16 protein-coding genes are annotated in these 12,649 nt (G+C 39.6%); 3 read left to right on the top strand and 13 right to left on the bottom strand.

The features are described 5' to 3' along the window. Positions 1–8: 8 nt before the first annotated feature. Positions 9–1,100 carry a GPR endopeptidase gene (gpr, locus tag WAM07_RS12170; protein ID WP_422167211.1) on the bottom strand — a complete coding sequence of 364 codons (1,092 nt, stop codon included), beginning with the start codon at positions 1,098–1,100 and terminating at the stop codon, positions 9–11. Between the two features lie 161 nt (positions 1,101–1,261). Here gpr and rpsT point away from each other — a divergent pair, with 161 nt between their 5' ends. Next, complete coding sequence (gene rpsT, locus WAM07_RS12165) at positions 1,262–1,522, top strand: 30S ribosomal protein S20 (protein ID WP_014643816.1); 261 nt, start codon at positions 1,262–1,264, stop codon at positions 1,520–1,522. 94 nt (positions 1,523–1,616) lie between these two features. Here rpsT and holA read toward each other — a convergent pair whose 3' ends face one another. Then, positions 1,617–2,639 carry a DNA polymerase III subunit delta gene (gene holA, locus WAM07_RS12160; RefSeq protein ID WP_422167209.1) on the bottom strand — a complete coding sequence of 341 codons (1,023 nt, stop codon included), beginning with the start codon at positions 2,637–2,639 and terminating at the stop codon, positions 1,617–1,619. Positions 2,640–2,993: 354 nt separating this feature from the next. On the opposite strand from holA, the gene WAM07_RS12155 reads away from it, so the two are divergent. Continuing rightward, entirely contained in the window at positions 2,994–3,128 is a 135-nt protein-coding gene (locus tag WAM07_RS12155; RefSeq protein WP_014643818.1) for a YqzM family protein, read from the top strand. 40 nt (positions 3,129–3,168) lie between these two features. On the opposite strand, the gene WAM07_RS12150 is transcribed toward WAM07_RS12155, so the two are convergent. The 3 genes from WAM07_RS12150 to WAM07_RS12140 all read right to left on the bottom strand — a co-directional run bounded on the left by WAM07_RS12150 (position 3,169) and on the right by WAM07_RS12140 (position 6,624). Further along, a complete protein-coding gene (locus WAM07_RS12150; RefSeq protein WP_422167207.1) occupies positions 3,169–5,433 on the bottom strand; it encodes a DNA internalization-related competence protein ComEC/Rec2 in 2,265 nt (754 codons plus the stop codon). Beyond that, positions 5,430–5,990 carry a ComE operon protein 2 gene (locus WAM07_RS12145; RefSeq protein ID WP_422167205.1) on the bottom strand — a complete coding sequence of 187 codons (561 nt, stop codon included), beginning with the start codon at positions 5,988–5,990 and terminating at the stop codon, positions 5,430–5,432. Before WAM07_RS12145 ends, WAM07_RS12150 begins: the two co-directional genes overlap by 4 nt. A 70-nt stretch (positions 5,991–6,060) precedes the next feature. Continuing rightward, a complete protein-coding gene (locus WAM07_RS12140; protein WP_422167203.1) occupies positions 6,061–6,624 on the bottom strand; it encodes a helix-hairpin-helix domain-containing protein in 564 nt (187 codons plus the stop codon). Positions 6,625–6,702: 78 nt separating this feature from the next. Between WAM07_RS12140 and comER the strand changes: the two genes are divergently transcribed. Further along, positions 6,703–7,512, top strand: coding sequence for a late competence protein ComER (comER, locus tag WAM07_RS12135; RefSeq protein ID WP_422167201.1), 810 nt, complete (start codon positions 6,703–6,705; stop codon positions 7,510–7,512). 94 nt (positions 7,513–7,606) lie between these two features. On the opposite strand, the gene WAM07_RS12130 is transcribed toward comER, so the two are convergent. From WAM07_RS12130 to WAM07_RS12095, 8 genes are read right to left on the bottom strand one after another with little or no spacing between them, the layout of a single operon-like run. Further along, positions 7,607–8,338 carry a class I SAM-dependent DNA methyltransferase gene (locus WAM07_RS12130; RefSeq protein ID WP_422167199.1) on the bottom strand — a complete coding sequence of 244 codons (732 nt, stop codon included), beginning with the start codon at positions 8,336–8,338 and terminating at the stop codon, positions 7,607–7,609. Positions 8,339–8,342: 4 nt separating this feature from the next. Further along, positions 8,343–8,696: a ribosome silencing factor gene (rsfS, locus tag WAM07_RS12125; protein WP_014643824.1), complete on the bottom strand. Its 354-nt coding sequence runs from the start codon at positions 8,694–8,696 to the stop codon at positions 8,343–8,345. Between the two features lie 42 nt (positions 8,697–8,738). Beyond that, positions 8,739–9,299 (bottom strand): bis(5'-nucleosyl)-tetraphosphatase (symmetrical) YqeK, encoded by a 561-nt coding sequence (gene yqeK / locus WAM07_RS12120; protein ID WP_422167197.1) that lies wholly within the window; start codon positions 9,297–9,299, stop codon positions 8,739–8,741. Then, complete coding sequence (locus WAM07_RS12115; protein ID WP_422167195.1) at positions 9,280–9,855, bottom strand: nicotinate-nucleotide adenylyltransferase; 576 nt, start codon at positions 9,853–9,855, stop codon at positions 9,280–9,282. Before WAM07_RS12115 ends, yqeK begins: the two co-directional genes overlap by 20 nt. A 12-nt stretch (positions 9,856–9,867) precedes the next feature. Beyond that, on the bottom strand, positions 9,868–10,158 hold the full coding sequence (yhbY, locus tag WAM07_RS12110; RefSeq protein WP_422167193.1) for a ribosome assembly RNA-binding protein YhbY: 291 nt from the start codon (positions 10,156–10,158) through the stop codon (positions 9,868–9,870). A gap of 1 nt (position 10,159) precedes the next feature. Next, the gene (gene aroE, locus WAM07_RS12105; RefSeq protein ID WP_422167192.1) at positions 10,160–10,996 is read right to left on the bottom strand and encodes a shikimate dehydrogenase; all 837 of its coding nucleotides are present in this window, start codon (positions 10,994–10,996) and stop codon (positions 10,160–10,162) included. A gap of 11 nt (positions 10,997–11,007) precedes the next feature. Beyond that, positions 11,008–12,108 (bottom strand): ribosome biogenesis GTPase YqeH, encoded by a 1,101-nt coding sequence (gene yqeH, locus WAM07_RS12100; protein ID WP_422167190.1) that lies wholly within the window; start codon positions 12,106–12,108, stop codon positions 11,008–11,010. Further along, entirely contained in the window at positions 12,108–12,632 is a 525-nt protein-coding gene (locus WAM07_RS12095; RefSeq protein WP_422167188.1) for a YqeG family HAD IIIA-type phosphatase, read from the bottom strand. The genes yqeH and WAM07_RS12095 overlap by 1 nt, the downstream gene beginning before the upstream one ends. Positions 12,633–12,649: the final 17 nt, after the last annotated feature.

Raw genomic sequence — 12,649 nt, 5'->3', positions numbered from 1 at the left:
ATCCCTTATTAACGGGAATAAGACTGAGCTTCCCCATCCTCTACACCTGGATGAAGAGCTCCGTTTATACCTGAAGCGATCACATGGGCCATGTCCTTGATAAAACCGTCGACTTCCTTTGGTGTTACCATTAAATTATGTCCAAGAGGAGTAAGCACTTCTTTGATCAGCTGTTTTTTTTCAGCTTCTCCAAGTTGACCAAACATTCCAAGGACAGCTTTACTCTGCTCTTCGTTTGGGTAATCTTCCTCCGTTAATGTTTTTCTTTCAAAAGGATTTAGAGCTGGAGATAATGCATTAGATGGACGATCTTTTTCGTTCCATTCTCTACCAAAATGTTTCAGTAAAAAATCAATCGTATCACTTGTTATCGTTACCGCATCTACAACGGTCGGAACACCGATTGAAATAACAGGAATTCCGTAAGTTTCTTTGCTGATTTCCTTCCGTTTATTCCCTACTCCAGACCCGGGATGAATTCCTGTGTCTGACAACTGGATGGTAGAATTAATACGGCTTATAGAGCGAGAAGCTAGAGCATCGATGACGATGACAAAATCAGGTTTCGTCTCTTCAATTATCCCATTCACCATATCACTTGTTTCGATTCCTGTTACTCCCATAACGCCAGGCGTCACAGCCGAAACTGGACGGTATCCTTCTGCTACAGTCTCAGGGTGAAGTTCAAATAAATGACTGGTCACCAATACTTTTTCCGTAACCAGCGGTCCTAGAGCATCCGGGGTTACCTGGTGATTCCCCAGTCCTACAAGTAAGCAGCGATCCATTTCCTGTACACCACTGTCCAGTAGCAATTTACGTAGCTGTCCTGAGAGTGTTTTGGCTAAATTTACTTGAAGGTCTGTATCTTGTTTCCTAATAGCTTGTGATTCGAGCGTGATGTAGTGACCTGCTTTTTTTCCAATACGGGCTGCTCCTTCATCATCTACAGTAACGTACGTAATTTTTATGTCATCTTTTTCATTTTCTTCTACCTTAACCCCGTCATGATCAGACGAATCAGGGTCATCCTTTACATTCATTTCCTGAGCTTCAAGAGCCAAATCTGTGCGTATGACGTATTCTTTTTCATTTTCCATGAAACACCCGCCTCCTTATGCCCATCTTCTCCCATACTCATAAAAACTATGCAAATCTTCATGGAGAATGGATAAATCTATTGAAAACAAGCCTCCGCTTTGGTAAAATGTCTCTTGTTCGATATGAATGAGTCTTTTGTTTTTACCTAGGAGGTGAAACCATGCCTAATATTAAATCAGCTAAAAAACGCGTACGCATAAACGACGAAGCCCGTTACCTAAATGCAGCTTTTAAATCAGATATGCGTACAGCAGTTAAACGTGTAGAGAAACTTGTCTCTAGTAATGAAAAAGATAGTGCGAAAGATGCTCTTAGTACAGCTGTTAAGAAAATTGACAAAGCTGTTCAACGAGGTGCCCTTCATAAAAATAATGGGAACCGTACAAAATCTCGCCTATCTAAAAAAGTAAACGCATTATAATACTTTTTTCGTTAATTATGACCAACAAACGATCCTTCCAGTGTATGGGTCGTTTTTTCATGAAAAAGAGCCTTCCGTTTTCGGAAGGCTCTTTTTAAGATAAGGATTGCATCTGATTTTGTTTGATATGGATCAGCTTATAAAGCATCATTTCAAATGCAAGAGATTTTTCCATCTTCCCTTGTTTTAAGGCGTGATCTGTCTGAGCAAGTTCCGTCATAATATCGTTCAGCTCTTCTAGTGTAAAGTATCTCTCTCTTTTGAGTGCCATTTTTATAACAAATGGATGGGCTTTTATATAATTTCTCATTTGATTTTGCGCATAGCCTTTTTGTTTTAAGACCTTAGCCTGGCTAATAATGCGGAATTGAGAAGCCAGAAGTGCTGTAAGAGCAATAGGTTCTTCGTTCAGTTTTTCTAAATCCTTAAATAAACGAATGGCCCTTCCTAAATCTCTTTCCATGACAGCATCCACTAATTTTAAGCCAGAAGCTTCCGCACTGTGAGAAAGCAGTTGCTCGGCAAGTTCTCTTGTTACCACACCGCCTTCACCTACATTTAATGCAAGCTTTTCCATTTCAGACCTCAGCGCTAACAAGTTGGTTCCCACTTCCTGAGCAAATAGTTCGTGTAAACTTTCAGGCACAGAAATATGTAAATCATTAGCAATTGTATCCACCCACTTAGAAACATCCCATTCTTTTACAGGCTGACATGGAATAATTTCTCCGTGCTTCTTTAGAGCCTTGAATATTTTTTTTCTTTCATCTATTTTTTCATATGGTGCCACAAGAATTAAAGTGGTGTATTCAGCGGGAGACTGGAGATATTGTAGAAGCGCATCCACATCATGCTCAAATGACAACTTGTCCGGCTTTGCTTTTAAAAATACAGGCTGTTCTCCAATCACGATTTTTCTTTCACCTAAAAAAGGAAAAGTTTCCGCATCCGTTACCAATTCTTCAATTGGCATTTCCTCCAAATCAAATTGGGAGATATTAAATTCCTGATCTTCTTTTTTTAATGTCTGCTGAATGATTTTATTCTTATTCTCTTGGATTAAATAGGATTCTTCTCCATACAATAAATATACCTGTGACTGCTTAATTTTCCCCATTAGTTAGGTCCTTCCTTTTAAAAAAAATACGGCGGCACCCCCCCTTCTTAATGGAGGGTCAGTGTCACTATTTTATGGTTGTTTTACATATCTGTCAAAATAGAGACACAGGGCCGCCGTATGAATCATCTATATAAACGTCATTTCAAAAACCCCGGAAGCTTTTGAAGAGGACGATGCTGTTCCTCTCTTGAATATAGTTTGACCCTCTAATCGAGAATTATCTGTGACAAGTCTTGCTAGCTGAGGCAATGAATGAAGCTAAAAGGGAATTTTTTATAATCACTCAAAGTTGAATGTAGATTTTTGCTTAATAATGACTTATACTTAATAATTGAAATAGGAGGGGTCACAATGAACGAATTCAAGAAGGATATTCAGTCCAAAACTAATGACGTTATCGACTCTGGATTAGGGTTTGTATTCTCATTTGTTTTCTTCTTTGTTATTTTCGCAATCGGCATTGTATTCTCTGTTATAGGACAATAATGAATACAAAATTCAAAAAGGCTGCATTTGCAGTCTTTTTTTATTCTCTGCTCGCATTATACGGCAGATAGGTGGAAAACGTTCCTGATGAACCAGAGAAAGTGTACTGCACAGCTCCATGATCTTTAGTCACATACAAACTTCCATATTTTTCAAGCCTTTGAGTTACTTCTCCATGAGGATGTCCATAACGATTATCTCTACCAGCTGATATGAGATTAATCCGCGGCTTAAGCCATTCCACCCACTCTTCAGAACTTGAAGTATCGCTTCCATGGTGGGCCACTTTTAATACATCAGCCTGGATCCCTGGATAAGACTCCATTAACTCCTCTTCGTTTTCAGTTGATATATCTCCAGTAAACAACCAGGTTAACCCTCCGATTTCACTCCATATAACCAGAGAGTTATCATTAGGGTTACCGGAATCACCTTTGGGGTAAAGCACACGAAAGGAATGATTCGCAATAAGAATTCGATCTCCAGGTCTTACACGGACAATTTCAACACCCTTTTCATCTGCTTCATAATAGTCACTGACAAATAATTTACTCACACGAAATGTTTCAACCATTGCCTGGACGCTTCCACTGTGATCTATATCCTTATGCGAAACAAATATACCATCAATGGATTGTATCCCGCGTGATTTCAAGTAAGGGGCAATAATCTGTTCAACTGTTTTATTTTTATCCTTGCTAAAAACAGGCGGACCGCCCGCATCCACTATCATTACCCCTCTCCGATAAGGAAGTTCCACTACAAAGCAATCCCCCTGTCCAATATCCAGCATTGTAACTTTGCCACTGTGCGAAAAATAAGGAAGTAAACTATAGAATAGAAGTACACATACAGCAATTACCCCGGCTGTAAAAGTACTGAACAAACGTCCTTCTACCCACTTCTTCATCATGAATCCAAAGCCGAAAAGATACAAAACAATATACAAGGGTTCCAGTTCTCCTACTATCCATTGAATATTAAAGGGAGTACTTATATTCTGAAGAGTGTGAAGAATTTTTTCGTGGGGGTAAATGATTATTTTAGAGAGCCAATATGCAACTTCGGGAATGGTCAGACAAATGCAGAATAAAAATAAGAGCAGCGGGATGACAATAAATGAGAAGTACGGAACTATAAACAGATTGGCAAATAGTGAAAGGGGATTAAATTCGTAGAAATAGGAAAGTTGAATAGGAAGTATAGACAATTGACTGATTAGGCTAATGTAAGCTGACTGGACAAGTATAAATGGAGATCTTTCAATAATGGGGAGGGAATAAATTAAACTCATGGTAACTAAAAACGAAAACTGAAATCCAATATTAGTGAAGTAACCAGGAGACAATAACAATAAACTTATAGCTACAAGGGATAAAAGATCTGTTATTGGAATTCTTACATGTATCTTTCTGAAAATCAGTATAAGGAATGCCATTAGTGAAGCCCGCACCACAGAAGGAGCTGCTCCAGCTAAAAAACAATAGCCCGGCAGCATGAGAATGACAAGTAATCTCGCCTGCTCAATTGTTCCAAGACCTGTGCGATAAATAAGTAAGTATAAGCTTCCAATGGTTAATCCAACATGAAGACCTGATATGGCAAGGATATGGGACAGATTAAAATCTCTGAACCATTCTATGGTCGATTCCTTAAGGTGCTTCGATTCACCAAAAATAAGCGCTGCCACCCAGGGGTAAGCCTGTGTATCCAACACGTTCTCCACGTGCACCATCAGGTTATTGCGCCATTCATAGACATAACTAAAGAGAGATCGATCATTGCATGATAATCCATCAGTACCTTCGATTTCAATTTGAGAGTATATTTCTTGATTAGCTAAAAACGCCTGGTAATTAAACTGCCCCGGATTCGTTGCCTTGTCTATCTCTTCTCTACTGCCTTCCAGACTGCAGACCGCTCCATGGTGCCAGCTTTGCGGACGAGTCCCTGATTCCATTTGATTATTGAAAAGAATCACCATTGCTTTCTCTTGTGAATCCTGCAATGTAACTTCCATTTGAATAGTTTGAGGGGTTTCTTTCACATCTGAGGAGATAGTTGCTGATAGCAGCCCTGTTGGACCTGGTTTAGTGGTGGCGGGTGTCAGAGGGGACAAATAATAGTAACCAAACAGACAAAAACAGATAAGGACAACAATATAGGACCAGGCTTGCCTTATGAAAAATATCCATCCGATCACTATACTGGCCAGTAACCAGAACGGTACTCCTGATAATCGGACAAGTACCCCGCCCAAAACAAAAGCTGTGACGGGGATATGCCACCTTCCTTTTCCGATCATTTCTTTTCCATCAGCTGAAATAAATTCCCAGCTTTCTTTTTGACGCTCTCGACATCAGGATCATGATGATCTTCAAGCTTATCAATCAATTCCTCCACAAGCTTTTGTTGTTCATAATGAACAGGGTCCGTTTGAAGCGGAACTTTCTCCGCGGTAACACCTGCCTGTTCTAATAATTCAATCGCATATGGGTGGTTTTTGTAATCTTCACTGTAATATACAGCTTTTATCCCAGCCTGGATAATAGCTTTTGTACAATGCAGACAGGGAAAATGAGTAACATAAATTTCTGAGCCTTCAGCTGCAACACCGAATTTCGCACACTGAAGCAGCGCGTTCATTTCTGCATGAATCGTACGGACACAATGTCCATCAATCACATAACATCCTTCATCGATGCAATGAACACCTCCGGAGACGCTTCCATTATATCCACCGGCAATCATCCGTTTCTCTCTTACAATGATAGCTCCAACGGCCAACCGCTCACACGTACTTCTTGATTTCAAAAGATGACTTTGAGCCATAAAATACTGATTCCACGAAATTCTTTCCACTATGTAGCCCCCTGTAGATTTTTTATCAGTGTACCCTCCACTTTTTTTTTCGTCAAACAGAGCCACTCCTTTACGGTATTCGAATATATTCCTCCAGGTTTTCAAGGGTTTTCTCACCAATACCAGATACCTTTAATAAATCTTTAGAGGATTTAAACGGTCCATTTTCCTCTCGATATTGAAGGATAGCTGCTGCTTTAGAGGGTCCAATTCCATTCAGGCTTTCAATTTCTTCCAGAGTAGCCTGATTGATTGCAAGTAATTCATTATTTTCTCCGGCTTCTTCATTTGAGACAGAAGGTAAAGCCAGAACAGAAATGACCATCTCATCCTGTAATTTTTGAGCGAGATTAACACTGGAAGGATCAGCTTCAGCAGTCAAACCCCCGGCCATTTTAATCACACCATCTACTCTTAGTCCTGATTCTACCGAATAAACCCCAGGGTTGACGACTTCTCCTTTCACATCCACTACAACTTCTGAAGAATTACTTTCAAACTCCTCCTCCAATACGTTCTCGGACTTTTCTACTGTTACAGAATTCTTTTCTTTAGCAGGGTTATTAAATAAAATTAATAGTATGGCCGCTACCACCACCAATATTATCCAAATATAACGCCGCAATAAGCTCATGTAAATAAAACCGCCCTTTCATAATTAGAATTCATTAGAATAAAAATAATTAGGTAACTACCTAAGGAGGGGATTCCAATGAAATGGGGAATCATCGGTACTGGTAACATGGGGAGTATGCTCATAACTTCCTTGGTGAAGAGTGGAGCAGTGCGCGCAAGTGATCTTATTATATACAACCGCACAGCACAAAAAGCTTTAGATTTACAAAAGGACGAAGCTGATCTTACCGTTGCTGAGAATTTAGAGGAAGTTGCAAAAAAAAGTGATATTCTTTTCTTATGTGTTAAGCCGCATCACTACAGCCAAGTCTTGAATGAGATAAAAAATGAGTTAACTCTGCATCAGTGTCTTGTATCCATTACAAGTCCGGTTTCTGTAGAAGATCTGGAAAACAAAGTCTCTTGCCAGGTAGCAAGAATTGTTCCTTCCATTACGAACCATGCTCACGCTGGCGTAAGTTTATTTACATTCGGATCAAGAGTTACAGACTCTGTAAAACAAACTCTGCTTAATACATTTGAGCATATTTCAAAACCGTCTGCCATTGACGAAGACCACATACGGGTGGCTTCGGATATGGTCTCCTGCGGACCAGCTTTCATCAGTTTTTTATTGAAAAATTGGATTGAGGCTGCCGGTGAGGTAACGGGGATCTCTGAGAAGAAAGCTACCGAACTTACGGAAAATATGATGATTGGATTAGGAAGTTTATTATCAAAGGAGATCTTCACGCTTGATGAGTTAATGGAGAAAGTAACAGTTAAAGGCGGAGTGACAGGTGAAGGTTTGAAAGCACTTGAAGCACACATTGGCTCTCTTTTTCAGGAGATGTTTAAGGCAACACAAAACAAGCACAAGGAAGATAAGATTGAGATTGATCTTTAATCATAACCTAAATAGTATAATACGACATAAAAATCGTAAATCCTCTATAAAAACAAAAAAAGGAGTACGTATTTTACGCACTCCTTTTCATACGCTAGTTTTTTTGACAGACAAAAAATATTCGCTCTCCGCTGTCCAAGAATTCCATTTGAAAATCTGAGCTGATTAACTGGATTTTGAAGCCCGTCTGCATCAGCCACTCACTTAATTGTTCAGGTGAGTAACCTTGTTGAACATGCTGTTCGTCAAATCTTTCGTAATTAGGACCATTTTGCACGAAAAATGTTAGGTCATGTACCATTCGATTTTCAATTTCATCCTGGTCACAGAACCAAATATAAGATAAATCATCATAAACCTCAGCAAAGGTTGAACCGATCATATTATTTTGAATATGATCAATAGAATGCACATCGAAAATAAATAAACCTGAAGGAGAAAGTGATTCATATATACTGCGAAACGCTCGGATTACATCTTTGTGATCTGACAAATAATTCATAACATCACAATAGCTAATGACACATTCCACATCTTTTAGACCGGCTAAATCAGTTATGTCCTGTTGAAGCCACTGAATTTTAGCGGATGAATTCTTCTGATGAGCGACTGCCAGCATATCTTCAGACAAATCAACACCTGTGAGGAGATAACCTTCTTCATTTAGCCGATGTGTTACTTCCCCAGTGCCACAGCCAGCATCTACTATAGACTGAGCATTCGGAAGAAAACGATCAATCATTTTGTTCGTAAAGTCAACCCAATGATCGTAAGGTGCATCCTTCATCAGCCGATCATATACCTGAGCCATTTGTTGATAGCTCATGCCTTCAGCCTTCTAACCCCTCGAGAGCTACTGTAGAAGCATCTCCCCAAAGTCTTTCGAGATTATAATAGTGACGTTCATCTTTATGGAATATATGACAGATAACGTCGTTTAGATCTACAAGAATCCATCGAGCCTGTTCAAATCCTTCCATCCTTTTGACATCGATGCCATTTTCTTCGGCTTGGTTCTTTAACTCTCTAGCTATCGCCTGCACCTGACGCTCGTTAGAGCCTTCACATATCAAAAAATAGTCGGCAATTAAGGATACATCCGACATATCTAACACCACAATATCTGTGGCTCTTTTCTCATCGCATGCCTGTGCGGCTATAGTTACTAATTCTTTACTTTCCATTCTGTTCCTCCCTATTTCATCTTTGTCTCTTTTACAAAAACTCTATATTAAATCATTATATGCATGAAACGTATCCGGATAAACGGTTCTTTCCTTATTTATTAAAAAAACTGCTGTATTTTTTAATGCAAGCAGACAAGCCTGATCTAAGCTTGTAAGGGATTTATCCCTTACTTCTTCCACGCCGGGAAAATCTCTTCCAGGTTCAATATAATCCGCTAAAAATACAACTTTATCTAACACACTCATGTGCTTTTTACCCGTAGTGTGGCAAGCAATAGCTGAAATAATTTCTGAATCTTCAAGGCCTATTTCCTTTTCGAGCATGTACGCTCCTACAGGTCCATGCCATAATTCGTGATGGTAGTCGAGTAAATCTTTGGGAAGTCTGCGCTCTTGCTCAATCCAACGCTTCATTTCATCCAAAGGTTTGTACTTCGCATAATCATGCAAAGCTGCAGCCAATTCAGCTTTCTTCACATCTGCTCCAAAACGTTCAGCCAGTGCAACGGCTTCATCCGTTACACGTATAGTATGTTCATATCTGGATTTCTTTAAAGCGGGTCTTACATAATCTAATGCTTCATTTCGAGTCAGCTGCATATAATTGATGCTCCTTTATATAAAGGTTTACAGATTCAGGAACGAGATATCTTACACTTTTCAAAGAACTCAGTCTGCTTCTGATGTGAGAAGAAGAAATATCAATTAATGGAATCTCCACCTGGTGGACAGGCAGCGGGGGATTCCAGTCGTAACCGGGCCGCTTTATTCCTACAAACTCAACCATAGAGTTTAATTCATCGATCCTATCCCATTTAGGCAGATGCTCTACCATATCTCCACCGATAATAAAGAAAAAGTTATGATCTTTGAATTGTTCCATTAAATACTTCATCGTATCTACCGTATAAGACGTCCCTTTTCTAGTCAACTCTGCATTACATACTTTGAAATGTGGATGATCTTCAACAGCCTTTTCCACCATGGACAGCCGGGCTTCAGCTGAAACCGCAGCTTTTTGTTTATGCGGGGGAATATGGGAAGGCAAAAACCATATTTCATCCAGTTCCATTTCGCAGCGTGTAAATTCTGCCATAATCAAGTGTCCTTGATGAGGAGGATCAAAGGTTCCACCCAGAATGCCGATTCGTTTCATATTAGAACTCCTTTACGGCAGCTCAATTTGTTTGTTTTCTTTCGATTCTTTATAAAGAATAATAGTGTTACCGATAACCTGAACAATGTGCGCCCCTGTAGACTTGGCTATTTGATCAGCTACCTCATTGTTATCTTCAAAACAATTTTGCAGGATACTCACCTTAATCAGTTCTCTTTTTTCAAGCGCTTCTTCAATTTGTGTAGTCATATTTTCATTTACGCCTGCTTTTCCTACTTGAAAAATGGGTTGTACATGGTGAGATTCAGCACGCAAATGCTTTTTTTGTTTACTTGTTAACATTCTATACCCCTTTCAGTTTTTTTTCGAAACCTTCCAATAATAAGGAAGCGTCCGGGTTGGTGTCCGTCCAAATATGAAAAGCATACACCGCTTGTTGCAGAAGCATTTCATGTCCAAAATGAAGCTTAGCTCCTCTGGTTTTAGCTTCTTGTAGAAAACGGGTTTCAAGCGGCCGATATACAATATCACTGACTACTGTCCCCTCTTTCAAATTATGGAGAGGAATGATGGCAGTATTATCATTTGGACTCATACCGACTACTGTTGTCTGTACAATCAAACCATAGTCGTTTAAATGTTCTACGGCCTTTTCTAAAGACAATGCTTTTGATTCACTGTTTGTGGAAGCACTGTTTATAACCTCTTCTGCCTTTTCAATTGTGCGATTCGCAATATCAATTTTAGACAGTCCTGCTTCTAAAAGGGCGTGATAAATGCCCCTAGAAGCCCCCCCGCTCCCAATAATAAGAACGCGCTGTTGATTATAAAATAACTCAGGATATCTATTTCTGACAGAGACAGCGAATCCTATGCCGTCTGTATTGTACCCTATCCATCCGCGCGCCGTGTTTTTAACTGTGTTCACAGCCCCTAGTTCAAGCGCACTGCTGTCGACTTCATCAAGGTAAGGAATAATCTTTTCTTTATACGGGACGGTGATATTAAAACCATCTAAGCCCTTATCTTTTAATTCATGAATTTGATGATCGAACGTATCCGGATCAATATCAAATAACTCATAGGTACCTTCCAGTCCTTCATGCTCCATAAGCCGTTCATGGATCCAAGGAGATAATGAATGACCAACTGGATGACCAATTAAACCAAGTCTAAGCAATAGTTCCCCTCCTATATTAACGATTCACGTAAAGACACTCTAACACCTTCAGGGACGTGGACGGTTACATTTATATGCCCTTCAGGAACTGTAATCCAGCCCAGACCGGAAAACACAATGTCTGTTTTATCTTCTTTAATTCTGAACGTTTGTTTTTTAAGCGGCGGTAATTTTTCCATCGTACGGATGTCTGGGGGAACAAGTAGTTCTCCAAGATGATTCTGATATAGATCATCAGCTTTCTCTAATTTTGTTCGGTGAATGTGGAGCTCGTTTGAAAAATAACATACAAACGAGGTGCGAGAGCCACTTTCAAAATCCAGCCTTGCAAGCCCACCAAAATATAGCGTTTGAGCTTCATTCAGCTGATAAATTTTCGGTTTCACTTCTCTTCTAGGAGTAATGACTTTTAAATCCTGTTCTGATACATAATGAGCCATTTGATGGCGCTGGATAACTCCTGGTGTATCAAATAAAGAACTATTCTCATCTAATGGAATATCTATAAAACCAAGGGTGGTACCCGGGAAGTAAGAAGTAGTAATGGCATCCTTCTCTCCCGAAGTATTTGAAATCAACGTATTAATAAAAGTGGATTTACCTACGTTTGTTGTTCCTACTACGTAAACGTCTCCACCTTTTCGGTATTGATCCATAGCCTGGGAGAGTTCTGTGATTCCTTGATTTTTTTCAGCCGAGATGAGAAATACATCTTCCACAATAAGCCCTTGCTCTTTTGCTGATCGTTTCAGCCAGTGCTTAACCTTTTCGTGGTTTACAGACTTAGGAAGAACATCCATTTTATTTCCTACAAGGATGACAGGATTATTACCTGTCAAACGTTTTAAGCCTGAAATAAAACTTCCATTGAAATCAAAAATATCTACCAGTTGGATAATTAACCCTTTAGTATCACTAATCTGATGAAGCATCTCTAAAAAATCGTCAGCATTATAAGGAACATCCTGCACCTCATTATAATGCTTCAATCGAAAGCAGCGTTTGCAAATTACATCTTCCCGTTCTAAAGCTGAAGGCGGGGCGTACCCGGGCTGCTCTGGATGCGTGGTCTGAATCTCCGCTCCGCACCCCTGACAATATATTTCGTTCATCAACGATCACTCCTGTCCCAAGTAATTTTCCCTTTTCTTCTCATCCAATTTAGTATTCTCCGCTCAATTTGTCGATTAAATTTCGTCAGCAGGCCATCCGTTTCTACGATCGGAACAACGAGGATAGTATGGTAACCAGCCATATTCCCGCCCAATACGTCCGTAAGAAGCTGATCTCCGACTACTACGACTTCATCTTTTCTAAGCTTCATTTGTTTCCTAGCTTTCTTAAATGCCTTAGCTAAAGGTTTTCTGGCACTATAAATAAATGTTGCATTTAACGGCTGAGAGAATAGTTTAACTCGTGCTTCTTTATTATTAGAGACAATCGTCACCTGGATCCCATGATCATTCATTTTTTGAAACCAATCCTTGATTTCTTCTGTTGCATCTTCAACATTCCATGCAACCAGCGTATTATCAAGGTCAGTAATAATCCCTTTAACTCCTTTGTTTTTCAGTTCATAGGGATCTATATCAAAAATGCTAGGTACGTGCTCATTCGGTAAAAATTTATTCAACATTTCTTTCACTCCATCTC

It is taken from the genome of Halobacillus sp., assembly GCF_049282395.1.
Taxonomy (GTDB): Bacteria; Bacillota; Bacilli; order Bacillales; family Halobacillaceae; genus Halobacillus.
This window is presented reverse-complemented; position numbering and strand designations above follow the sequence as displayed.